Here is a 23445-nt window from a genome sequence, read left to right on the forward strand (position 1 = left end):
GCGGTCAGGCCCTGAGCGGTCAGGCCCTGAGCGGTCGCGCCGAGAGCGTGGCGAGCCTGCTGCGGGTCAGGGACCTGCGGGTCGTGATCGGCGGCCGGCACATCCTGCACGGCGTCGACCTGGACGTCCGGGCGCACGGCGTCACCGCCCTGCTCGGGCGCAACGGCGCCGGCAAGACCACCACCGTGCGCGGCATCCTCGGCCTGGTGCCGCGCACCGGCAGCGTGCTGTTCGACGGGACGGAGACCGTCCGGCTGGCCACCCACGCCCTGGTCCGGCGCGGGATCGGCTACGCCCCCGAGGACCGGGGCGTGTTCGCCGGGCTCAGCGTCGCCGAGAACCTGCGGCTGGCCGAGCGGCCGGGGGCGGGAGAGCCCGCGTACGCCCTGGTGCACGAGCTGTTCCCGGAGCTGCGGCAGCGCGCCCGGCAGCCGGCCGGGACGCTCTCCGGCGGCCAGCAGCAGATGGTCGCGATCTCCCGCACCCTGCTCAACGGCAACCGTCTGATCATCGCCGACGAACCCACCAAGGGCCTGGCGCCCAAGGTCGTCACCGAGGTCGCCCAGGTGCTGGAGCGGGCGGCCGAGGCCGTCCCCGTCCTGCTGGTCGAGCAGAACCTCGCGATGGTCCGCCGGCTGGCCGAGCACTGCGTCGTGCTGGCCGACGGCCGGACCGCGCACCACGGCCCCGCCGCCGAACTGCTCACCGACGCCGAGGCCACCCGCCGGCTGCTCGGCGTCGGACGCCACCAGGGCGCCGCCGGACCTGACGCCACCGGACCCGACGCCACCGACCGGGCCCCCACCGGCGGTCCGTCCGCCGACCGGACCGCCGTCGACGCGCCGCCGGCCGCCCGCCCCCACACCGACAGGGAACACTGATGTCGACCGTCGTCCTGCTCACCCTCACCGGGCTGGGGCTGGGAGCGCTGTACTTCCTGGTCGCCTCCGGCCTGTCGCTGATCTTCGGCCTGATGGACGTCCTGAACTTCGCCCACGGCGCCCTGCTGAGCGTCGGCGCGTACGGCACCTGGTGGGCCGCCTCCGGGCACCTGCCCGGCGCCGGCGCCGACGGCCCCGGCTTCGTCCTGGCGGTCGCCTTCGGCACGGCGGCCGGCACCCTCGCCGCCGTGCTGCTCGAACTGGCCGTCATCCGCCCGTTGTACGAGCGCCCGCGCGAACAGGTGCTCGCCACCGTCGGCGTCGGCCTGGCCCTGCCGGCCCTGCTCTCGGCGATCTGGGGGGCCGACGCCCGCCCGTTCCCCGGGCCCGCCGCGCTGACCGGGACGTTCGGGCTGCTCGGCGCCCAGGTGCCGGTCAACCGGCTGGTGCTGATCGCCGCCGCGCTCGCCGTGCTGGCGGTGCTCAAGCTGTTCCTCGGGCGCACCCGGCACGGGCTGGTGGTGCGGGCCGGCGTCGAGGACCGGGCCATGGTCACCGCGCTCGGCATCGACGTCCGCAAGGCGTTCACCCTGGTCTTCGCCATCGGGGGTGCGGCCGCCGCCCTCGGCGGGGCGCTCGGCGGCCTCTACTTCGGTTCCGTCGACCCGGGCCAGGGCACCTCGCTGCTCATCTTCGCCTTCGTGGTCGTGGTGATGGGCGGCATGGGCTCGGTCGGCGGCGCCGCCCTCGCGTCCGTCGCCGTCGGGCTCGTCCAGCAGTTCGCCAACTACTACACCACCGCCGGGCTCGGCGACCTCGCCGTCGTCGTCCTGCTCGCCGCCCTGCTGCTCGTCCGGCCGAGCGGACTCACCGGGAGACTCGCATGACCACCGCCACGCCCGAGCAGACCGAGGTGGGCGCCCCGCCCGCCGCACCGGCGGCCGACCGGCTGCGCCGGCTGACCCGCTGGTGGCCCGCCGCACCGCTGCTCGTCCTGCTCACCGCGCCCTGGAGCTCGCTGCCGCTGCCCGGCCTGCTGGACGGCCCGCTCGGCAGCCCCGGCAGCCTCCAACTGATCGCCCTGTGCCTGCTGTTCGGCGCCCTCGCGACCGGGTACGACCTGCTGCTCGGCCGCACCGGACTGCTCTCCTTCGGCCACGCCCTCTACTTCGCCACCGGCACCTACGCGACCAACACCGTGATGCTGCAGGCCGGCCTGCCGTTCCTGCCGTCCGCGCTGCTCGGGCTGCTGGGCGGGGTCGCGCTGGCGGCCCTGCTGGGCTCGGTCAGCCTGCGGATGAGCGGCATCGGCTTCTCCATGGTGACCCTGGCGTTCGCCCAGGCCGGCTCGATCCTGGTGGAGCGCGACCCGGGCGGCTTCACCGGCGGCGAGGAGGGCCGGGCGGCCCCCGCCGAGCAGCTCCCCGCCGCCCTGGTGGGGATCGAGCACACCGCCAACCTGTACTGGATCGCGCTCGCCTACCTGGTACTGACCCTGGCCGTGGTGCACCGGGTCGTGCACTCCCGCACCGGCCGGGTCTGGGAGGGCATCAGGGAGAACGAGCGCCGGGTCGAGGTGCTGGGCCTGCGCCCGTACGGGTTCAAGCTGGTGGCCTTCGTGCTGGCCGGCACCCTGGCCGCGCTCGGCGGCATCGTCTACCTGCTGCTCACCGGCGGCGCCACCCCGCAGACCACCACCTCGGACTTCACCCTCTCGCTGCTGGTGATGGTCGTCCTCGGCGGCTCCGGGACACGCTGGGGCCCGCTGGTCGGCGGCGTCCTCTACACCTGGGCCGACCACCGCCTGGGCGACCTGGCCGGCTCCGGCGCGGTGGCCGGCCTGCCCGCCGTCCTGCGGGTGCCGCTCTCGCAACCGCTGTTCCTGCTGGGCACACTGTTCGTGCTGGTGGTCTACCTGCTGCCGGGCGGCGTGGTGCGCCTGCCCGGCCGGCTGCGGGCCGCTCGGGAGCGCTCCCGCCGAGTGACGGAGCGTTCCCGCCGAGTGACCCGGTGACCCGTGGCGGGCAGCCGGCCGACCGAAGGAGACCACCTTGACGTACCAGACGCCCGAGGGCGACGCAGCGGGCCGGCCGGAGGAGTTGACGGTGCCCGTCACCGGCGGCCGGCTGGCCGTGCTGCGCTGGCCGGCCACCACCCCCGACGCCCCGGTGGTGCTCGCCGTGCACGGCATCACCGCCAACGCGCTGTCCTGGGGCCCGGTCGCCCGGCTGCTGGCCGGGCGGGTCACCCTGATCGCCCCCGACCTGCGCGGCCGGGCGGCCAGCGCCGGGCTGCCCGGCCCGTACGGGATCCCCGCGCACGCCGCGGACGTCGCGGCGCTCGCCGAGGCGCTGGGCCTGCGCGACGCCGTGCTCACCGGCCACTCGATGGGGGCCTTCGTCGCCGCGCTGACCGCCGTCCGGGACCCGGCGCGGTTCGCCTCGGTGCTGCTGGTGGACGGCGGCGTGGGGTTCCCCGCCCCGACCGGGCTGACGCCGGACGAGCTGATCACCGCCGTCATCGGCCCGGCCATGCAGCGGCTGTCCATGACCTTCCCCGACCGGGACGCCTACCGCGCCTTCTGGCAGGCCCACCCGGCCTTCGCCGGGAGCTGGTCGCCGTCGGTCGACGCCTACGTCCAGCGCGACCTGGTGGGGCACGAGCCCGAGCTGCGCTCCTCCTGCCTGATCGACGCCGTCCGGGTGGACGGGGTGGGCCTGTTCGCCCCGGAGGTGCTCGCCGCCGTGCACCGGATCCCGCTGCCCGCCCGCCTGTTGTGGGCCGAGCGGGGCCTGCTGGACGAGCCGCAGGGCCTGTACGACGAGCAGCGCCTGAAGGCCGCCGGGCTGGACCGTGAGCGGGTGCCGGCCGAGCAGGTGCCCGGCACCAACCACTACACCCTGCTGATCGGGGAGGACGGCGCCGGCGTGGTCGCCCGGCACCTGCTGACGGCCGCCGGCCTGCCGGCGGACCGACTCGGGTAGGGCCCGGGCAGCCGCACCCGGGCGGCCGCACCGCCCGCCGCCCACCACGTGCCCGCCCCACCGCCCGCCCCACGTGCCCGCCCGCCGCCGGGCGGGCGGTGGGGCGGCGCTTCGGTGCGCCCGCGCCCGGGCCGGCCACGCACCCGGCCCGCCAGGAACGGCGGGAGGACCAGGAACACCCGGAACACCCGGACCGCCCGAACGGCAGGGACAGCAGGGACAGCAGGGACAGCAGCAGGATGGGAGCGGCCGGCCGCCCGGACAATGGCGCCGCCTGCCATCCGCGACCGGCCGGTGTGTGCGGCCGCCACGTATCGGCCCGGTCCCGGCCGGCCGTACCGTCCGGCATCAGCAACATGAGTGGGCGGCCCCCGCCGCCGAGGTCCCCGCGGACCGCGGCGGCCGCCGCCTCCCCCACCCCACTCAAGGAGTACCCGTGCGTCCCTCCGTCCTGCGCAGACTCCTGCGCCGCGTCACCTTCACCGCGGTGCTGGGCCTGGTCGCCACCGGGCTGGTCACCACCGCGTCCACCGGCCCGGCCGCGGCCGCCGGCTCCCTCCAGCAGGTCAGCAACTTCGGCACCAACCCCGGGAACCTGGCGATGTACGCGTACACGCCGACCGGCCTGCCGGCGGGCGCCCCGCTGGTGGTGGCCCTGCACGGCTGCACGCAGAACGCCAACGACTACTTCACCCACTCGGGTTGGCAGAAGTACGCCGACCTGTGGGGCTTCGCGGTGGTCTTCCCGCAGACCAACTCGGCCAACAACAGCTCCTCCTGCTTCAGTTGGTTCGACGCGACCAGGAACACCCGGGGCAAGGGCGAGGCCGCCTCGGTGGTGCAGATGGTGAACACCGCCGCGGCGCAGTACGGTTCGGACACCCACCGGGTCTTCGTGACCGGCCTGTCGGCCGGCGGCGGGATGACCGCCGACCTGCTGGCGGCCTACCCGGACGTGTTCGCCGGCGGCGCCGTCGACTCCGGCCTGCCGGCCCAGTGCGCCACCACGCTGACCGCCGCCTCCGGCTGCCAGCAGAACAACCAGAACCTCACCCCGGCCCAGTGGGGCGACAAGGTCCGGGCCGCCAACCCTGGTTACACCGGCCCGTGGCCGCGGGTCGCCATCTGGCAGGGCACCGCCGACTACACCGTCTACCCGGTGAACGCCAGCGAACTGCGCGACCAGTGGACCAACGTCTGGGGCATCGGCCAGAGCGCCTCCAGCACCCAGTCCCTGCCCGGCAGCACCACGCTGTCCGTCTACAACGACACGGCCGGCAAGCCCGCCGTCGAGCTGTACTCGGTGGCCGGGATGGGCCACGGCCTGCCGATCGCCCCCGGCTCCGGCGCCGACCAGTGCGGCAGCACCGGCGCGTACTTCCTCAGCACCATCTGCTCCAGCTACTGGACGGCGAAGTTCTGGGGCCTGGACGGTGCTCCCACCGGCGGCGGCACCGGTACGCTGCCCGCCCCGGCCGGCCTGGGCGTCACCGGCAGCACCGACAGCACGGTCTCGCTGTCCTGGACCGCCGTCCCCGGCGCGGTCTCCTACACCGTCTACCGCGACGGCTCCGCGGCCGGCAGCACCGGCCCGGCCTCGTTCACCGACAGCGGGCTGACCGCCGCCACCTCCTACGGCTACACCGTCGCGGCGGTCGACTCCGCCGGGAACACCGGTGCCCGCTCCGCCGCCGTGACGGCCACCACCACCGGCTCCCGGCCGCAGTGCTTCACCGCCAGCAACTACGCCCATGTGGCGGCCGGCCGGGCGCACCAGAGCGGCGGCATCGCGTACGCCAACGGCTCCAACCAGAACCTGGGCCTGTGGAACACCTTCGTCACCCACACCCTGGCGCAGACCTCTCCCGGCTGGTTCGTGCTCGCCGACGCGGGCTGCCCGGCCTGACGCCGCGCACCCGCGTCGCCGCGCAGCACGACGCCGGACGGCCCGGCCCCGGTCGATCGGGGCCGAGCCGTCCGGCGTCAGGCCTTCCGGTTCCGGTGCGGCGGGATCAGCGCACCGTGGTGAGGGCCCCGGCGTTCGCGCTCAGGCCGTTGACCCAGAGCGAGTTGACGCGGTTGCGCTCGGTGGTGTTCGGGTACGCATTGGTGCAGGACGTGCCGGGGCCGCCGCCGGACATCAACTCGCTGCAGGGGCCCGAGTAGTGGTCCGGCAGGCCGAGCACGTGGCCGGTCTCGTGCGCGGTCACGCGGACGGAGTTGTACTGCTGGTTCTGCTTGTAGTCCAGGAAGATGTAGCCCCGGCCGTGGCCGTCGGTGCTGGCGTAGGAGCCGCGCGAGTCGTTGCCCTCGTAGTACCGGAAGTCGGCGTTGGTGCCGGCCCGGAGCTGGACGTTGCGCACCGAGCCGTTCCAGATCTGCGCGCTGCTGGCTATCTGGTTGCGGAACGTCGGTGCGCTGCTGGCGTCGTAGGTCACGGTGACCGTCTGGAGGAAGGGCGTCGCCGCCTGCTTGGCGAGTGCGGACTTCATCACGGCCTCGTAGAAGGCCTGGTTGCCGGCCTCCTCCTCGGCCGTCCCGGCGTAGGAGGACGCGGTGTAGTGCTGGCGGGGAGCGCTGTCGGCGGACGCGGCGGACGCGGGCACGGCGGCCAGGCCGGTGCCCAGGGCGAGGCCGATGGTCAGCGACAGGGAGATCATGGAGCGCTTCACGTGGGGGACTCCGTTCGCGTGCTCCACGGCCCTGGGGGTGATCGGTGACCGTGGAGCGGCGGGTGAACTTCTGATGCGCAGAGCTTCGTTCAGCGGAACGGGTGAGCGGATGATGCCAACCTGCGATAGCTCGGGCCAATCGTCCCGGATCCGGGAATCCGGGTATTCGACAATTTGACATGTCCTTGTCGTTCGTTTGCCATCCCGATATGCTCCCCGGGTGGAGCTCGACGTGAGACACCTCCGGGTGCTGTGCGCGATCGCGGACACCGGCAGCGTACGAAAGGCCGCCCAGCAGCTCGGCATGACCCAGCCGTCCCTCACCACCCAGTTGCACCGCATCGAACGCACCGTCGGCGGACCGCTGTTCACCCGCGAGCAGACCGGCAGTCAGCCCACCGCGCTCGGCCACTCCGTCCTCTCCCGCGCCCGCCCGATCATCACCGACCTGGCCGCCCTGGTCACCGCCGCCCGCCAGGAGTCCTCCGGCACCGCGAAGCGGCAGCTGCGGATCGGCAGCGTCGGCAGCCGGGCCGTCGCCGCCTGGCTGCGCCGGGTCCACGACCGGCTGCCGGAGACCGACACCACCATCCACATCGACATCTCCGCCATCGCCCTGCTGCGGATGGTCGCCGCCGGGCAGCTGGACATCGCCTTCGTGCACGAGAGCGAGGGGTTCCCGTTGCCGGTGCCCGCCGGCGCCGAGCACCGCGTGGTGGTGGCCCGCGAACCGCAGTTCGTCGCCCTCTCCGTCCGCCACCCGGCCGCCGCCCAGCCGGTGGTGCGGCTGGCCGACCTGGCGGACGACACCTGGATGGTGGACCCGGCCGCCGACCACGAGTACGCCGCGCTGCGCCGGGTCTTCAGCGAGGCCGGGCTCGACCCGCGGGTGCTGCAGATCCGCGACAACGCCACCGCTGCCGAACTGGTCGCCTCGGGCGAGGCCGTCCGTCCGTGCCAGCCCACCTCGACCCCCGGCCCGGGCACGGTCGTCCGGCCCGTCCACGGCGATCCGTTCGCCGTCCGCCTGCTGCTCGCCTGGAGACCCCGGGCCCTCAGCGGGGCGGCGCTCGACGCCCTGCACACCGACCTCCGGGCCGCCTACACCGACCTGGCCCGGGTGAACCCCGCCTATCTGACCTGGCTGCTCCAGCACAACCGCTCCCTGCTGAACCTGCTCGGCCCGCCGCTCCAGCTCCCGGCGGCGCAGCAGCCCGGCGGCTGACCCGCTCCGGACCCTGTCCCTGATATGGGATACTGTCTCCACCATGAGAATCAGCAAGGACGGCCCGCCGCCCGGGGAGCACGAGCCCGAGCAGCTGGAGGCCCGGCTGGCCGCCCGCCTGGCCACCCTGCGGACCGAACAGGGCTGGTCGCTGGACGAGCTGGCCCGGCAGACCGGCATCAGCCGCTCGACCCTGTCCCGGCTGGAACGGGCCGAGATCAGCCCCACCGCCGCACTGCTCGGCAAACTCTGCTCGGCCTACCGGCGGACGATGTCCCAGCTGCTGGCCGAGGTCGAGTCCGAGCCGCCGCAACTGGTGCCGGCCGGCCGGCAGGCGGTGTGGCGGGACGAGGCGTCCGGCTTCACCCGGCGCTCGGTCTCCCCGCCGCACCCTGGGCTGCGCGGCGAGGTCGTCGAAGGCATCCTCCGGCCCGGCGCGGACATCTCCTACGACGGGCCGCCGGTGCCCGGACTCGAACAGCACATCTGGGTGCTGGAAGGCGAGTTGGAGGTCACCGCGGGCGACCGGGAGCACCCGCTGCGGGCCGGCGACTGCCTGCGGCTGCGCCTCTGGGGCCGCTCGCGGTTCCGCAACCCCGGTGCCGGCCCCGTCCGTTACGCCGTCCTGGTGGTGCTGCCATGACCGGCCGGCCCGGTACGCCCGGGCTCCCGCCGGCCCCCGCCGGCGACCCCGGCCCGCACCCGGTGCCCGGCCCGGCCTCCGGGGACTCCGCCGGGCCCGCCGTCACCCGCCTGGACAGGGACGCCTTCGCGGCCGCCGTGCCGGGGCTGGCCGAACTGCTCGCCGACGCCGTGGCCGGCGGTTCCTCGCTCGGCTTCCTCGCCCCGCTCGACCGGGAGGCCGCGGCACACTGGTGGCGCGCCCAGCTGCCCTCGGTCGCGGACGGCAGCCGTACCGTCTGGGTCAGCCACGGCCCGGACGGCCTCAGCGGCACCGTCAGCCTCACCCTGGAGCAGAAGGCCAACGGCCGGCACCGGGGCGAGATCGTCAAGCTGATGGTGCACCGCGAGGCCCGTGGCCGGGGGCTGGCCCGGGCGCTGCTCGCCGTCGCCGAGGAGGCCGCCGTCCGGGCCGGGGCCACCCTGCTGCTCCTGGACACCGAGACCGGCAGCGCGGCGGACCACCTCTACCGGGCCGCCGGCTGGACCAGGTACGGCATCGTCCCCGACTACGCGGCCGACCCGGCCGGCTCCCTCCAGGACTGCAGCTTCTACTACAAGCGCCTGGCCTGACCCCGCATCCCGGGCGGAGGGACCGGGATGCGGGGACGATCCGCGTCCGGCCGTAGCAGCTGCATGAGCATGCGTCATACCGGCGGCCGGAAAAGGGGGCGGCGACCGGCCGAGCCGCTGATCGGCGCCGGCCGGGCCGAGGTCCTTGGGCCCGGCCGGCGGAACGGTGACCTGGGGCCCGGCCGGCCGGGCGGCACTCGCCCGGGTACTGGAGTAGCGCCGCGCCCGGGCCCCTCCCGGCCGGGCCGGGCGCCGGCACCGCCGCCCGCCGGTCTACGCCTCCCCCGGGCGACGTGGGCGGCTCCGGGCCGGAGCGCTCCGCGTCCGCCGCCAACTCCCTTACCGGAACGGCCGATCGGGTCGCATCCGAAGGAATTCCCGGAAGGGGATGAGGGCTTCCCTTCCAGGGTGATCATCTGACATCTTGCGTCCATCACATCATGTACATGGCTCATTCGGTGCCACCGCACCACGAGCCGCATGGCTTCCGGAGGACGCATTGATTCCCCACATAGCCGGCCGACTGCGGCGCTCCGCCGTGACCGTCGCCGCCCTCGGCGCGGCGGTCACCCTGGTCGCCCCCACCGGGGCCGCCCACGCCGCCCCGCTCTCGGACTCCCCGACCCCGGCGGCCCGGTCGGCCGCCCCCGCCCGGCCGGCCGCACCGGCGGCGGCCCCCTCGGCCTGGGTGGCCGGCACCCGCGCCTACCTGGTCATCACCGCGCCCGGCGCCACCTCCTCCGCACAGGCGGCGGTGACGACCAACGGCGGTACGGTCTTCGCGAGTTACGACGCGATCGGGGTGATCGTGGCCCACTCGGCCGCCGCCGGCTTCCCCGCCGCGCTGCGCGCCGTCAGCGGGGTCCAGCAGGTCGGCGCCACCCGGACCTCCGACGTCCCGGCCGACGCCTACAACCCCGCACTGCCGGCCACCCCGACGCAGGCCACCACCACACTGGCCGAGACCGTCCGCTGGGACATGAGCCAGATCAAGGCCGACCAGGCCTGGGCCGTGACCACCGGCTCACCCGCCGTCAAGGTCGGCGTCCTCGACACCGGCGTCGACGACCTGCACCAGGACCTCGCACCGAACTTCGACGCCGCCGACTCGGTCTCCTGCGCCTACGGCAAGGCCGACACCCGGACCGGCGCCTGGCGCGACGTCGACACCCACGGCACCCACGTGGCCGGCACCATCGCCGCCGCCAAGAACGGCAAGGGCGTCGTCGGGGTGGCCCCCGGCGTGAAGATCGCCTCCGTCCGGATCGCCGAGCCGACCAGCACCCTGTTCTTCGCGGAGAACACCGTCTGCGGCTTCGTCTGGGCCGGCGACCACGGCTTCAAGGTCACCAACAACAGCTACTACACGGACCCGTGGCAGTTCAACTGCCCCGACAACATCGACCAGGCCGCCATCATCGAGGGCGTCCGGCGTGCCCAGGCGTACGCCGAGGGCAAGGGCTCGCTGCAGGTCGCGGCCGCCGGGAACTCCGACTACGACCTCGCGCACAAGACCACCGACACCGCCAGCCCCAACGACTCCACCCCCGGCACCCGCACCATCACCAACGCCTGCCTCGACATCCCCACCGAGCTGCCCGGGGTGGTGACCGTCGCGGCCATGGGCAACGGCAACGTCAAGGCCTCCTACTCCAACTTCGGCAACGGCGTCATCGACGTGGCCGCCCCCGGCGGCGACGGCTCCTCGGGCGTCTACTCCACGCTCCCCGGCGGCAAGTACGGCAGCAAGAACGGCACCTCGATGGCCTCCCCGCACGTGACCGGCGTCGCCGCGCTGCTGGCCAGTGCCGACCCCGCCGCCACCCCGGCCGATCTGCGGGCCAGGCTCGCCTCGCAGGCCACCGACACGGCCTGCCCCTCGGACAGCCGCTGCACCGGCACCACCGCCACCAACGCCTTCTTCGGCGAGGGCCAGGTCGACGCGCTCAAGGCGGTCGGCGCCACCCCGCCGCCCGGCAAGTACTTCGAGAACCTCACCGACGTGACCGTCGCCGACAACGCGACGGTGGAGAGCCCGGTCAGCGTCACCGGCGTGAGCGGCAACGCCCCCGCCACCCTGAAGGTCGGCGTGGACATCAAGCACACCTACCGCGGTGACCTGGTGGTCTCCCTGGTCGCCCCCGGCGGCACGGTCTACCTCCTGGAGGACTTCACCGACAGCGACAGCGCCGACAACGTCATCAAGACGTACACCGTGAACGCCTCCGCCGAGGCGGCGAACGGCACCTGGAAGCTGCGCGTGCGCGACATCGCCAGCCAGGACACCGGCAAGATCGACGCCTGGAACCTCACCTTCTGAGGCACCGGCGGGACGGCCCCGGGGGCAGGCCGAGCACGGCCGCGCCCGGGGCTGTCCCCACCACCCGGCACCGACGGCCGGACGACGGCGGCCCGGCCGCCGGCGGCCCGGCCGCCGGACGACGCCTCAGCCTTCGGACGGCCAACGGCCCTCGACGTGCAGCCGGACGAGGGCGGCGTGCGACAGCGGGGTGGCGAGGTCGGTGACGTCACCGTTGGTGGTGTGGTCGAGCAGCACCACCTCCGGCTTCGCCCGGATCCGCTCCACCAGGTCGGCCACCCGGTTCTCCAGGACCCACCGGTAGGACGGCAGGTAGATCCGCCGCCGGGCCTCCTCGTACCCGAGCAGCCGGGCCCCGTCCAGACCGGCGCGGTGGCCGCGGACCGGCCCGTACCGGCGGACCGTCCGCTTCAGGCCCTTCATCGAGGTGATCGCCAGCTTCGACCGGTCCACATCGCTGCCCTCGAACACCTTCAGGGCCTGCCAGACACCCTCCACGGACTGCCCCGCCACTCCCTCCGACCACGGCACCGGGACACCCCCGTGCGGATGGAACGGACTCAGCCGCACCCACGGCTCACCGGCCCGGGACGTCACGTCGATGACCTCCGCCCCGGGAAAGGCTGCCGCGAGCGAGGCGGCCGAACGGCGGCGGCCGGCCACATGGATCGTCATCGGGTGCCCTCCTGCGTCGACGGTTGCGGCCCCAGCATCGCGGACACCACTGACAACGGGCGGCCGCCGCCGGACCTGCCCCGGCCTCCGGTTCGCCGAGCCGCTGCCCGCAGCCCGTCCGGCGCCGTTCCCGCCGCTGCCCCGCCTCCGGTCCCGGACCCGTTCGGCCGGGCCACGTTGTGCGCCCGGGGACCGACGGTGGACCTGTCCGGACGACCACGTCCGGAGCGGGCCGCCGGGGGCCGGGGAGTGCGGCGCCGGGGTGGTTGTAACGGCGTCGGTCGTACCGGGGAGCCCTGACCCTGGGCGACGGCGGCTGCCGCCGCCCGCGAGCTACCGGGCCAAGAACCCCTCGACCTCGCGTCGCAGCGCGGGCAGCGTCTCCGCCGACGCCGAGGCGATGAGGCGGACCTCCCGCCCGAGTTCGGGGAACTCGCGCCAGGCCTCCGCACTCCTGGTGAGCACGGCAGCCAGCAGATCACCCTCATACATGTCGCCTGCCGCCGTCGGGTCGGCCCGGAGGACCTCCACCGCCAGGGGCAGCAGGTGGGCCAGGCCCACGTCCTGCCTGATCAGCAAACGCATGTCCTCGACCGTCAGGCCGCCGATCGGCTTGCCCCGAAGCTCGTGCACGGTCGCCGTCAGCCGGGTTCCGCCACCCGGCGGGGCCGGCCGGCGGTCGCCGTCGAGCTCCTCCAGGGAGCGTTCACGGTCCACGGGTCGAGTCACCGACCGATCGTCGCATGCCGGGTTCCGGACGTGGTCTCAGCGATCGCCCGAAGGGGCCGGCGGCGCGGCCGGCCTCCGGACGAGCCGCACATCGCCCGGAGGACGCGCATCGTCCTCGCTCCGGGCGAGTTGGTAAAGAATCCTGCCTTGTGTTCATGACAACATGTCAAAGGTCTGGACCTCCCCGGCGGACCCGGCATAGGTTCGCCCCGGAGCGGGCGTCTGCACAACCGACTCCGCCGCTTCGAAGCGCATGTGTCCGCGACTCCCGCCCGCACCCCGCCCTGTCCTCGACACCGACCGGAGGCCGATGTGCGCATCACCAGGAACCTCAGGATCACGGCCGGCGCCCCGCTCGCCGCCCTCGCGCTGGTCGCCCTGGGGGCGGGTACGGCCGGCGCCGCCGTACCGGTCAACCAGCCGATGACCGGCAGGGCCACCTACTACAACGACAGCGGATACGGCGCCTGCGGCACGCAGATCAACGCCGCCACCCAGCTGCTGGTCGCCGTCCCGTACAGCTGGTGGACCACCGCCAACCCCAACAACGACCCGCTCTGCAAGGGGATCTCCGTCAAGGTGAGCTACGGCGGCAAGACCCTCACGGTGCCCGTCCGGGACAAGTGCCCGTCCTGCGACTCGACCCACATCGACCTCAGCCAGCCCGCCTTCGCCAGGTTCGCCCCGCTCGGCCAGGGCGTGATCAACGGGATCACCTGGCAGTTCGTCAGGACCGGCCTCGCCGGGCAGGCGGTGCCGGTCTCGGAGCCGGTGGCGGGCTCGGTCCTCGGGCACTGACGGACGCCGGGCCGCCGCCACCCCCGGGGTGTCCGGCGGCGCACCCGGGGTGTCCGGCGGCGCACCCGGGGTGTCCGGCGTCGCACCGGGCACGGCTCAGCCGGCGTCCGCCGTCGGGGTGACGCCGTGCTCGGCGACCAGGTTCTCGGCCAGCGCGTCGAGGCCGTCGGGGAAGCCGATCGGGCCGGTGAGGTCGAAGAACACCCCGTAGGTGCTCTCCACCGCGTCCAGCAGGCGCAGTTGGGCCAGCGAGCCGACGCCCAGCAGGACGAACGGAGTACCTCCGGCGGCCAGCAGTTCGGCGGCCGACAGCTCGCCGTCGCAGGCCTCGGAGGCCAGCGCGGCGAGCGCCGTGCGGAGTTCGGCCGGGACGGTCACGACGGTGCGGTTGTCGGTCATGGTGCTCCTTGACGGCCTGGCGTTGCCGGCCACGGTCGGGATGTCGGACTGACGCAGGACTGGTGGGGCACTGGGGGCGAGCCCCGGTCGGCGCGGCCCGGGCTCGCCCCCGGCGGCCCGCCCGGCCAGGACGGGACAGGTCGGGTCAGGCCAGGACGGGCAGGTCAGGACGGGGCGTCAGGTCAGGGCAGGTCAGGACGGGCAGGTCAGGACGGGGCGTCAGGTCAGGTCAGGACGGGACAGGTCACGCGGGTGCGGCAAGCAGGTCGCGGAGGGCTCGCTTGAGCGGCTTTCCGCCTTCGTTGCGCGGCAGTTCGGCCAGGGTGGCGATCCGGGACGGGATCTCGTGCGCGGCCAGTCGTCCGGCCAGGAAGGCGCGCAGTTCGGCGGCGTCGAAGGGCACGTCGGCGGCGGGAACGACGGCCGCGGCGACGCTCATCCCGAGCACGGGGTGCGGGAGGCCGACCACGGCCACCTCCGCGACGGCGGGGTGCTCCAGCGCTGCGGCCTCCACCTGGAGCGTGGAGACCTTGTGGGCACCGGACTTGATGACGTCCGACTCGCGGTCGACGAGGTGCAGGTAGCCGTCCTCGTCCAGGAAGCCGATGTCGCCCATCCGGACCCAGCCGGTACGGAAGACCTGGGCGCCGGCCTCGGCGTCCCGGTAGTAGGAGCGCTGGGAGCCGGGTGATCGCAGGTGGACGTCGCCGCTCGTGCCGGCCGGCACCGGGCGCCCGTCGGGGCCGGCCACCAGCACGGCGCCCTGGGCCACCCGGCCGAGGGCGGTCGGGCGGGCCGGGTCGAAGATCATCGCGGTCTGGGCCGGGGCCGCCTCGGTGGAGGTGTAGTAGTTGACCACGGTCGCGTTGGGGAAGGCCCCGGTGAGTCCGGTGGCGACCTTGGGGGGCAGTGCGGCGGCGGTGGAGCCGAGCAGCCGCACGGAGGAGAGGTCGAAGCGGGTGTGCACCTTGGCGTGCAGCAGTTCGGCGGCCATCGCGGGGACCACGAACACGCTCCCCACGGACCGCTGTTCGATCAGCCGGGCGAACCGGCCGGGGGTGAAGTGGGTGGCGACCAGGGCGCCGGCGTGCGCGTCCAGGGCGTTGACCAGCATGGTCTGCCCCGCGTTGGTGCCGACCGCGAAGGAGTGCAGGAACTGCTCGGAGTGGGCCAGCGGCCGGTGCCGGGCGGTGGGGCGGGTGCCGTACGTGAGGTTGCCGTGGGTGGCGGCAACGCCCTTGGGGCGCCCGGTGGTTCCCGAGGTGTAGAGCACCTGGGCGAGGTCGGCGGCGGTGACCGGGGGCAGCTCCGGCGGGTGCGCGGGGGCCTCGGCCTCCAGCTCGTCGAGCCGGCCGGTCCACCAGGTGCCCTCGGGCCGGTCCACCCCCGGCGCCGTGATCAGGCCGGCCGCGCCGCAGTGGTCGAGCAGATGGCGCACCGCCTCGGCCGGCTGACGGCCGGAGACCGGCACGGCGACCGCGCCGGCCCTGGTCACCGCGCAGTAGCAGAGCGCGTACTCGGGCCAGTCGCGCAGCCCGAAGAGCAGGCCGACCCGGTCCCCGGGGCCGATCCCCCGCCCGGCCAGGGCGTGCGCGACGGCGGTCGAGCGCCGGTGCCAGTCGGCGAAGGTCAGCGACCGGCCGTCGTCGGTGGCTATCGCCACCCGGTCGGGCTGGGCCTGCGACCTGGCCTCCAGCAACCCGTGCACCGTCCCGGCGGACGTGCCCGTGAGGGGGTTCCCGGGATCGCCGGATCTGGTTCTGTGCATGGAACGTGCCACTCTCCCCGTGGTCTGCGGGTCGGCCCCGGCCCCTCAGACAAGGAGCACTGGTCCAGACCTGCAGAGAGATTGGCATAGACCATCTGAGGGGTCAAGGATCAGAGGACGCCAACTACCGTGGATCCTCAGGTCCGTGGACACCGAACCCCGCGAGCGACACCTCACCGTCGTGGGCGGCGACCAGCAGACGCTCCGTCTCGCGCAGGAACCGCGCCATCGCCGGCAGCGGGAGGCAGCCGGTGTCGGCGGTCAGCCGGATCGACAAGGCCCCCGGCGCGTCGTCGAAATGCAGGCAGAACCGGCAGCTCAGCTGCTCCAGCGGGGACAGCTCCAGCAGCCGCGTCCCGTCCAGCAGCGCCGCCGGGTGGACACCGGCGGGCCCGCGCCCCACCGCCGCCCCCTGCCCGGCGCCCCGCAGGTCGTTGACACAGCAGTAGGGGTGCACCGGCTCGCCCCGGCGGGCGCTCTCGGCGGCCACCACCCGGTCCCGGTCGCGCTCGTCGTAGTGGCCGAACCGGTAACCCGCCATCGCCGCCCGCCCGGTGGCCCGGACCGCCTCCTCGAAGCCCGTGACGCCCTCGAACGGCAGCACCACCAGCGCCTCCAAGGACAGGGTGGAGACGATCTCCCTGGTCCGCGGCGCGACCCGGTTGCCGGAGATCGCCAGCATCGCGACGGTGTCGTGCCCGGTCCGGCCCCGCAGCACCGCGCCGGCCGCGGCCAGCAGCACGGTCGAGGTGCTGACGGCCAGCCGCCCGGCCACCGCCGGGACGGCCACCGCGAGCGCGGGTGAGATCAACTCAAGCCGCTGGTAGCGTGGTTCGGCGGGCACGTACTCCCCCGCGGGGAACATCGACACCGGGATCAGCCGGTACGCACGCTCCCAGTGGGCGGCCGCCGCCTCGGCGAACCGCCGCCCCTCGGCGGACTCCTGGTGCAGCGCCAGCTCGGACGGGCGGGGGGCCGGCGGCAGATCCGCCGTCCGGCCGGCCAGCGCGGCCCGGATGTCCCGCAGCAGGTAGCCGGTGCCCTCGTAGTCGGCCGCCAGGTGGCAGAACGCCATCACCAGTTCGGCCGGCACCCCGCCCTTGGTGAGCACCGCGATCCGGACCGGCCACTCCCGCTCGTAGTCGAAGCCCCGGGCCGCGAAGCGCTCGGCCACCCGGGCGCCCGCCTCCCGGTCACCGGCCGCCACCTCCAGCACCTCGACCTCCAGCACCCCGGCCGCGGCGGCCGACTGGAGCGGTTCCCCGTCGGTTCCGGTCAGCCTGGTCCGCAGCGACTCGTGCCGCTCCAGGACGAACCGGATCGCCGCCAGCACCTGCGGCAGGTCGTACCGGCGCGGCAGCATCAGCGTCCGGCAGAAGTTGAAGTACCAGTCCCCCGGCCTGGTCCGGCCGATCGCGGACCAGATCGCCCGCTGGCCCCAGGTCAGCGGAGCGGTGCCGGACGACTGCCCGTCGAACTCCACCTTCTCCAGGCGGACCTGCTCCCCGGCCGCGAGTTCCGTCATGCTCCTGAGCTCCTCATGTGTGCGCGTGTCCGTCCCACCGGGCCCACCCCGGCGGGGCCGGCCCGTGCCCCGGGCCCGGCCGTGACCGGCCGCTGCCCCCTGCGTGACTCCTGTCCGGCCCGTGCCCGGCCCGTGCCCGGCCTCCGGGCCCGGGTGCCGCCGGCGCCTCAGGCCCGGCTACGGTCGAGGGCGCCGGCCACCACGGCCGGGCGGGCCGCACCGGGCGCCGGCCCCGCCCCCTGGGCCGGGAGCACGCCACGGGTGCGCAGAACCCCGTCGACGCCGAGGCCGACCAGCCGGCCCGCCTGCCCGGCCAGCAGCACGCTGCCGCCGGCCGGGCCGAGTTCCTGCCACTCCTGCGCCGGCCCCGGCCGCCGGTGCAGCAGCACGTCCTCGGCCGTCACCGCGTAGAGCCGCCCGTTGACGGCGGTCAGGGCGACCAGCCGGGACGGCGGGGCGAGGCGGGTCCACTCCCGTGCCGTGGAGCCCGCCGGCAGTCCCTGCGGGGCGGACCAGAGCGCGCCGCTCCCGTCCAGCGCGTACAGCAGGCCGTCGCAGACGGCGAGCGCCCTGGTGCCCGCCGGGCAGCGGCCGGCCGGCGTCCAGCCGGCGGCCTCCGGGCGGGCCGGGCGCAGCAGCAGCCGGCCGGCGCCGTCGGCCGCGTACAGGTGCAGCGGACCGCCCGTGACGGCCTCGCGGGGGGCGGCCAGCGCCACGATGCCGGGGGCCGGTCCGAGCGGGCGCAGCGGGAGGTTCTGCGGCCCGGACGGGCGGACGCCGAGGGTGCCGTCCGGCTGCGCGGCGAAGAGCCAGGCCCCGGCGCCGGCCAGCGCGGTGGCCCCGTGGGCGGCGCCGATCGCGGTCCACCGGTCCGTCCGGGGCGGGGCGGCGAGCCGGGTGAGCACGTTGCGGGTGATCCGGTGGACCACCGGATCGTCCAGCGCCGCGCCCCAGTTGACCGTGCCGGCGTTGAAGACCGTGCCGGCCCCGGAGTCGAAGACGCCCATCACGGCCCAGCCGCCCTGTCCGTAGGCGTCCCAGTGCCGCAGGTCGGCGGTGGCCAGCACGGTGAAGGAGGCGGGGGTGCCGTCCCGGCCGGTGGCGGCCGGGACGCCGTCGGTGAAGTCCAGTTCGGCGGCGTCGGTCTCGTAGCCGAGGCCGCCGCGGGCGAAGGTGTCGCCGTCGGCCAGGCCGGTGCCCTCGAAGACCCAGTGCCCGGCGAAGGCGGTGGTGTACGCCTCGCGGTACATCTGCGGCATGCCGGGGCCCCAACAGCCCGCGCCCTGGCGGAAGCTGAGCCCGGTCAGGCTGTTCTCCGGGCGGTTCACCGGGTGGCTGGACCATTCGACGGTGGCCCGCTCCGGTGCCACCGCCGCCATCGGGTCGGCGACGGCGTCGCGGTAGCAGACCATGGTGCGGCCGCCGTCCTCCAGCCGCATCTGCCACCAGGCGGTGTTGGCGCCGAAGACGGCCAGGTTGCCGCCGGCCGCGACGAAGCCCTCGACCCGGTCGCGCATCTCCCAGGTCCAGTACTCGTCGTGCCCGTTGACCACCAGCAGCTGGTACGGCAGCAGGGCCTGCGGGTCGAGGTGGAGGTCGAGGTTGGAGCAGTACTCGACGTCGGGGCCGTGCCGGCGCAGCCAGCGCATCAGCCCGGCCTCCCAGCGCTCGGGGGGCGGGCCGCCGCCGGGGCGGTCGAAGCCGGCCCGGGCCGCCCGGTCCGGGTCCTCGGTCCAGTAGAGCCCCTCGCCCGGGACGCCGGCGCGGTTGTAGGCCTGCCAGGTGGCGAAGGGCACGGACAGCAGGATCCGGGAGCGCACCCCGGGCTCGGCCGGGCGGACCACGAACCAGACCTCGCTCTCCTCCCCGGCACCCGGGGTGAAGACCGCCCGGTAGAGCGAGCTGCGCCAGTGCGGCGGGACGGCCAGGTCCCAGGGCCCGGCGCTCACCTCGGCGCGGTGCACCGGGCGTCCGTCCACGGCGTCCTCGACCACGACCAGGCCGGGGCCTGGTCCGGCGACCGTGAACCGCAGGGTGCCGCCCTGCTTGCAGGAGGTCGCCGCCGCATGCGCCACCAGGGCCACGTCACGCCTTCCTTCCCCGTGCTGCGAGCTGTGCTGACGGAACGTCAGACTGTGTCGTGCCGGCTCCGGATCGCCCGCAGAGGTCCGGACCTGGAGGGAGATTGGCATAGACCAGTGGTCGCGTCAAGGCTCCTCCCGGCCGGCGGGACGCCCACCGCAGGGTCCGGTTGCGCCCTGTGCAAGGCTGTGAGCAGTGGATTCGGGGCAGGGAGCAGCGGTGCGCGGTACGAGACGGGCAGGTGTGGCGGGAGTGCGGACCGCGCCGCACGGCGGGGCCGGAGGACCGGCCGGGGCGAGCGCCTCGCCGCACCCGCGCGGGCTGCTGGACCTGCGCGGACACCCGGGCGCGACGCCCGTCCTGCGCTACCCGGCGGACGCCGTGGTGGTGATCTCGGGCCTGCCCGGCAGCGGCAAGAGCACTCTGCTGCGGCGTTGGTCGGCCTGCGCGCCGGTGATCGACCCGCGCGACGTCCACCTCGCCTGCGAGGCCGTGATGCCGGCCCGGCTCCCCTACGCGGTCTACCGCCCCTGGGCGCGGCTGCTGCACTTCCGCCGGCTGTGCGCGGCCCTGGCCCGCGGCGGCCCGCTCCTGGTGCACGACTGCGGCAGCCGGCCGTGGCTGCGGCGCTGGCTGGCCGCCGGCGCGGCCCGGCGCGGCCGGGAGCTGCACCTGGTCCTGCTGGACCTCAGCCCCGCCGACGCCCTCGCGGGGCAGCGGGAGCGCGGCCGGTGGGCCTCCCGCCGGGTGTTCGCCCGCCACTGCCGGGGCCTGGAGCGGCTCCTGCGGGACCTGCCGCCCCCGGCCGCCGGCGGGCCGGGCGGCGACCTTGGCGGACCGACGGCCGACGGCGGGAGTACGCCCGCGAGGACCGCGCTGCCTGCCGCCCTGGCGGAGACAAGCTCGGTGCTCCTGCTCGACCGGTCCTCCCGGGAGCACGCCACGGCGGCCTTCGGGCCGGCGGAGGCCGCTGCGGCCGGGGACGCGGCGGCGGCCCAGGGGCCACCCCGGGGCTGACCCCGCCGGAGGCCCTCGCCGGGCGCCTTGGCGGGACGCCTTCGCCGGGCGCCTCGGCGGGGCGACCTCCCCGGCGCCTTCGCCGGACGCCAGCCACGGGTCACCCGCCAGCGGCCGCCTGCCGGTCACCACCGGTACCGGCCACCAGCGACCACCGGTCCGAGCCGGGCCCACGAAACCGCCCGGACGCACGAACGGCCGGCATCCCGTCCCCACGGTCTGCCGGCCGTCTCGCACGACCGGAGCGCGTCGGCACCGGAGGCGCCGACGGCCCGTGCGCGCGAAGCCGTCCGGCCGGGTCCCTCGACGGGTTCCACTCCCGGGCGGGCGACCGCCCCCGCCCGGCACGTCCGGGCCGCCCGCTCCGGGAGGGGCTGCCCGCCCGCCGTCCGGGCGGAACGCTCTATCGCTAGAGCCATTTGCATGGTACGCCCCACCCGCCCCGGGAGACACCCTCCGCACCAGGTTCCGCGCGCGGTCCGGATCGCCCGCGCCACCGGCCGCCCGAGCCGGATCGTCGCAGTTCAGACGTAAAATCCGAAGCATGAACACCCGTGACGTGCCCGCCGAACTCACCCGGCTGGTCTGGACGCTCCACCGCGTCCTGAACCAGGCGGGCCGGCCGCCCGCCGGTGAACAGGTCCGCCCACCGGCGCAGGTGGAGCTGCTGCAGCTGGTCCGGGACGAGCCCGGCATCAGCGTCCGGGACGCGGCCGAGGCACTGCACATGCAGCCGCACAACGTCAGCACCCTGGTGACCCTCCTGGTGCGGGACGGGCTGCTCGACCGCACGCCGCACCCCGACGACCGCCGGACGGCTCAGCTCCGGCCGACCCGCGCGATGCTCGGCGCCGGCCGGCAGATCGACTCGAACCTGCACCTCGGGGTCGCCAACGCGCTGGCCGACCTGCCGGCCGAGTCCCTGGACCGGATCTCGGCCGCCCTGCCGGACCTCTGGCAGCTGGCCGAGCAGCTCACCCCGCCCCGCCCCTGAGCCCCGGCCGGCCGGGCACCCGGGAGCGGGCCGTGGAGCCGGGAACGGGCGGTGGAGCCGCGCCCGTCGGAGGAACCCGGCGTCACAGGTCCCAGTAGCTGGACCTGACGGAATGCCGGGCCGGCGCCGGGTTGCGGAGGTGGCCGTAGACCTGGTCCGGCGAGACCTGGAAGGTGAGGATCCGTCCGGCGCCCGTCACGGCGGACAGCTGGACCCGGGTGCCGGCGATGACCGCGCCGGGCAGGGCGCCCACCACCGCCGCGCGGACGGTGAAGCCCTCGTCCAGCGCGATCACGTACGGGGTCAGGCGGTGCTGTCCGCGCTGGGCGGCCGGCAGCAGCCGCTGCACGGTACCGGCGCCGGAGCCGCGCTCCCTGAGCAGGTCGGCCGACCCGCAGACCGGGCAGAGCAGGCAGGTCGGCGCCGTCGCGGCACGGCACCAGCGGCACCGCAGGTGGATCAACTCGGCCACCGGGAAGGCCGGTTCGGCGACCGGAAGGTCGGCGAGCGCGATGCTCGCACCCGCCGGGCCGGCCGCGGGAAGGGCGGTGGCGGGAAGGGCGGCGACGGGGGTGGCGACGGCGAGTTCCATGGTGACTCCTTGAGGGGTGAGGAGAACAGGAAGACGGGCTCGGGCGGGCGGTCCGGCGCCGGGCCGGGGCGGCCCCCGCCCCTGGCTCGCTCCCGGACGCCGTGTCGTCGGGGCCGGCACTTCGCCGGACCTCTCCGGGTACTGCTGTTCGTGCTGTCCGGGTGGCTCGTGGAGATCCGGCGGGGTGGGGGCTGGTCAGCGGGCGGCGCACCCGCGGTGGCCCCGGCCGTCGCACCGGCCGATCACCCCCGCGCCCCGCCCGCCACGACCTGCGGCCCCGGCCGGGTCCGGCGTCCTCGCACCCATGCCGTACCTCCCTGGCGCCGACGGAGGGCGTGGCGGACCACCACCGCCTTGGCGGGCCGCCCGGCCGGCCGCTCGCGCCGAGCCGGCGGCCGAGGGGCCCGCTCCTCCGGACGATATGGCACTGGGTGTCGACCTGTAAAGGCACTCAGTGCCCTCGATGGGGGAACGCAGTGCCATCCACCCTCGTGACAGCCCGCACGACAGCCCTGCCGACCCCGGAAAAGTCCAGGCCAGGAGCAGGGCACCGGACGCGGCGCACCCCGGGCCCCGGACGCAAGGACAGCGGGGAACGCGACGGCCGACGAAGGACAGCGGGCAACGGACGGGGGGACGACAGGCGGCCGTCAGACGTCGAGGGCGGCCTCGACGCCGCGCACCACGCGCCACATGGGCGTCCCGCGCCTCGCGACCACCACCACGACCTCGTCGTCCTGCGACTCTGGCGCGGACGGTGCCTGCGAGCCGCTCCAGGTCTCGGCCACGAAGCTCAGCGCCTGGCCGACCGCCGCCGTCACATCGCCCTCGCCGCCGGAGCGCAGCCAGGTGCGGAGGGTGTGGTTGTGCGCCGCCACGACGGCCGCGGCGATCACGTCGGCCCGCAGCGCGCCGTCGGCGCGGGCCGCGTAGCGGGCCCTCAGGTGGGCGGCCAGCGCCCGCTCGTAGCGCCAGACCACCGAGAGTTCGTGCGCGCGGAGGTTCGGGACCTTCTTGGTGAGGAGGTAGCGCTGCACCGAGAAGGCGGGGTTCACCGCGTACGCGCGGAGCACCAGCCGGGCGGCGTCGCAGACCTGTTCGACCGGGTCGCCGGCGTCGTCCGCGTCCTGGAGGAAGGCGGTCATCTCGGCGAGGCAGCCGTCGTGGTCCGGGAAGACCACGTCCTCCTTGGAGGGGAAGTGCCGGAAGAAGGACCGGCGCCCGACCCCGGCCTCGGCGACGATGTCGTCGATGGTGGTCTGCTCGAAGCCCCGCTCCATGAACAGCCGGAACGCCGCCGTCACCAGCGCGTCCCGCATGGTCGGCTTCTCGACGGCCGCCGCCTGGTCCTGCTTGCGCACCTCGCTCATGCAGGGACGGTAGCACCGAGTACCCTCAGGAGCTGGGCCGGGCGACACTCAGTGTGCATAATTTGGGGTACTGAGTGCCATTGCGAGGGAGCTTTCCATGAACCAGGACTTCGATCTCTTCCGTACCACCGAGGAGCACGACATGCTCCGGGAGGCGGTG

The 23445-nt window shown here is 75.1% G+C and carries 21 protein-coding genes; 12 read left to right on the forward strand and 9 right to left on the reverse strand.

Translation table 11 applies throughout. The features are described from left to right. Positions 1-47 precede the first annotated feature (47 nt). The 5 genes from IE329_RS18945 (at position 48) to IE329_RS18965 (ending at position 5771) form a co-directional block, all read left to right on the forward strand. Positions 48-881, forward strand: coding sequence for an ABC transporter ATP-binding protein (locus tag IE329_RS18945; protein ID WP_190212119.1), 834 nt, complete (start codon positions 48-50; stop codon positions 879-881). Next, the gene (locus IE329_RS18950) at positions 881-1768 is read left to right on the forward strand and encodes a branched-chain amino acid ABC transporter permease (protein WP_190212097.1); all 888 of its coding nucleotides are present in this window, start codon (positions 881-883) and stop codon (positions 1766-1768) included. Before IE329_RS18945 ends, IE329_RS18950 begins: the two co-directional genes overlap by 1 nt. Continuing rightward, on the forward strand, positions 1765-2895 hold the full coding sequence (locus tag IE329_RS18955; RefSeq protein WP_190212098.1) for a branched-chain amino acid ABC transporter permease: 1131 nt from the start codon (positions 1765-1767) through the stop codon (positions 2893-2895). The genes IE329_RS18950 and IE329_RS18955 overlap by 4 nt, the downstream gene beginning before the upstream one ends. Before the next feature lie 37 nt (positions 2896-2932). Beyond that, the gene (locus tag IE329_RS18960) at positions 2933-3865 is read left to right on the forward strand and encodes an alpha/beta hydrolase (protein ID WP_229927573.1); all 933 of its coding nucleotides are present in this window, start codon (positions 2933-2935) and stop codon (positions 3863-3865) included. A gap of 436 nt (positions 3866-4301) precedes the next feature. Then, positions 4302-5771 (forward strand): extracellular catalytic domain type 1 short-chain-length polyhydroxyalkanoate depolymerase, encoded by a 1470-nt coding sequence (locus IE329_RS18965; protein WP_190212099.1) that lies wholly within the window; start codon positions 4302-4304, stop codon positions 5769-5771. A 106-nt stretch (positions 5772-5877) separates the two neighbouring features. Here the strand turns inward: IE329_RS18965 and snpA are convergent, their stop codons facing one another. Beyond that, on the reverse strand, positions 5878-6525 hold the full coding sequence (gene snpA, locus IE329_RS18970; protein ID WP_190212121.1) for a snapalysin: 648 nt from the start codon (positions 6523-6525) through the stop codon (positions 5878-5880). A 232-nt stretch (positions 6526-6757) separates the two neighbouring features. Here snpA and IE329_RS18975 point away from each other — a divergent pair, with 232 nt between their 5' ends. The 4 genes from IE329_RS18975 (at position 6758) to IE329_RS18990 (ending at position 11336) form a co-directional block, all read left to right on the forward strand. Further along, the gene (locus IE329_RS18975; protein ID WP_229927574.1) at positions 6758-7762 is read left to right on the forward strand and encodes a LysR family transcriptional regulator; all 1005 of its coding nucleotides are present in this window, start codon (positions 6758-6760) and stop codon (positions 7760-7762) included. A 43-nt stretch (positions 7763-7805) separates the two neighbouring features. After that, complete coding sequence (locus tag IE329_RS18980) at positions 7806-8405, forward strand: helix-turn-helix domain-containing protein (RefSeq protein WP_190212100.1); 600 nt, start codon at positions 7806-7808, stop codon at positions 8403-8405. Next, positions 8402-9016 carry a GNAT family N-acetyltransferase gene (locus tag IE329_RS18985; RefSeq protein ID WP_190212101.1) on the forward strand — a complete coding sequence of 205 codons (615 nt, stop codon included), beginning with the start codon at positions 8402-8404 and terminating at the stop codon, positions 9014-9016. The genes IE329_RS18980 and IE329_RS18985 overlap by 4 nt, the downstream gene beginning before the upstream one ends. Before the next feature lie 538 nt (positions 9017-9554). Next, the gene (locus IE329_RS18990) at positions 9555-11336 is read left to right on the forward strand and encodes a S8 family peptidase (RefSeq protein ID WP_190212123.1); all 1782 of its coding nucleotides are present in this window, start codon (positions 9555-9557) and stop codon (positions 11334-11336) included. 126 nt (positions 11337-11462) lie between these two features. Here IE329_RS18990 and IE329_RS18995 read toward each other — a convergent pair whose 3' ends face one another. Further along, positions 11463-12011 carry a DUF6939 family protein gene (locus IE329_RS18995; RefSeq protein ID WP_190212102.1) on the reverse strand — a complete coding sequence of 183 codons (549 nt, stop codon included), beginning with the start codon at positions 12009-12011 and terminating at the stop codon, positions 11463-11465. A 333-nt stretch (positions 12012-12344) separates the two neighbouring features. Then, positions 12345-12740, reverse strand: a complete 396-nt coding sequence (locus tag IE329_RS19000; protein WP_229927575.1) for a contact-dependent growth inhibition system immunity protein — start codon at positions 12738-12740, stop codon at positions 12345-12347. A 312-nt stretch (positions 12741-13052) separates the two neighbouring features. On the opposite strand from IE329_RS19000, the gene IE329_RS19005 reads away from it, so the two are divergent. Continuing rightward, positions 13053-13538 carry a cysteine/serine endopeptidase inhibitor gene (locus IE329_RS19005; protein WP_229927576.1) on the forward strand — a complete coding sequence of 162 codons (486 nt, stop codon included), beginning with the start codon at positions 13053-13055 and terminating at the stop codon, positions 13536-13538. A 96-nt stretch (positions 13539-13634) separates the two neighbouring features. Here IE329_RS19005 and IE329_RS19010 read toward each other — a convergent pair whose 3' ends face one another. From IE329_RS19010 to IE329_RS19025, 4 genes are all read right to left on the reverse strand, one after another. Further along, positions 13635-13937: an acyl carrier protein gene (locus IE329_RS19010; RefSeq protein WP_190212103.1), complete on the reverse strand. Its 303-nt coding sequence runs from the start codon at positions 13935-13937 to the stop codon at positions 13635-13637. A gap of 244 nt (positions 13938-14181) precedes the next feature. Beyond that, entirely contained in the window at positions 14182-15705 is a 1524-nt protein-coding gene (locus IE329_RS19015; protein WP_190212104.1) for a class I adenylate-forming enzyme family protein, read from the reverse strand. 124 nt (positions 15706-15829) lie between these two features. Continuing rightward, positions 15830-17230: a condensation domain-containing protein gene (locus IE329_RS19020; RefSeq protein WP_190212105.1), complete on the reverse strand. Its 1401-nt coding sequence runs from the start codon at positions 17228-17230 to the stop codon at positions 15830-15832. Between the two features lie 167 nt (positions 17231-17397). After that, the gene (locus IE329_RS19025) at positions 17398-19314 is read right to left on the reverse strand and encodes a N,N-dimethylformamidase beta subunit family domain-containing protein (protein WP_190212106.1); all 1917 of its coding nucleotides are present in this window, start codon (positions 19312-19314) and stop codon (positions 17398-17400) included. 250 nt (positions 19315-19564) lie between these two features. Here IE329_RS19025 and IE329_RS19030 point away from each other — a divergent pair, with 250 nt between their 5' ends. Further along, positions 19565-20329 carry an AAA family ATPase gene (locus IE329_RS19030; protein ID WP_229927577.1) on the forward strand — a complete coding sequence of 255 codons (765 nt, stop codon included), beginning with the start codon at positions 19565-19567 and terminating at the stop codon, positions 20327-20329. 544 nt (positions 20330-20873) lie between these two features. After that, positions 20874-21323, forward strand: a complete 450-nt coding sequence (locus tag IE329_RS19035) for a MarR family winged helix-turn-helix transcriptional regulator (RefSeq protein ID WP_190212108.1) — start codon at positions 20874-20876, stop codon at positions 21321-21323. Positions 21324-21405: 82 nt separating this feature from the next. Here the strand turns inward: IE329_RS19035 and IE329_RS19040 are convergent, their stop codons facing one another. Next, positions 21406-21915, reverse strand: coding sequence for a Zn-ribbon domain-containing OB-fold protein (locus IE329_RS19040; RefSeq protein ID WP_190212109.1), 510 nt, complete (start codon positions 21913-21915; stop codon positions 21406-21408). Positions 21916-22565: 650 nt separating this feature from the next. Then, positions 22566-23285, reverse strand: a complete 720-nt coding sequence (locus tag IE329_RS19045; protein ID WP_229927578.1) for a TetR family transcriptional regulator — start codon at positions 23283-23285, stop codon at positions 22566-22568. Between the last annotated feature and the right edge of the window lie 160 nt (positions 23286-23445).

This window comes from Kitasatospora indigofera, from assembly GCF_014655955.1.
GTDB classification, from domain to species: Bacteria; Actinomycetota; Actinomycetes; order Streptomycetales; family Streptomycetaceae; genus Kitasatospora; species Kitasatospora indigofera.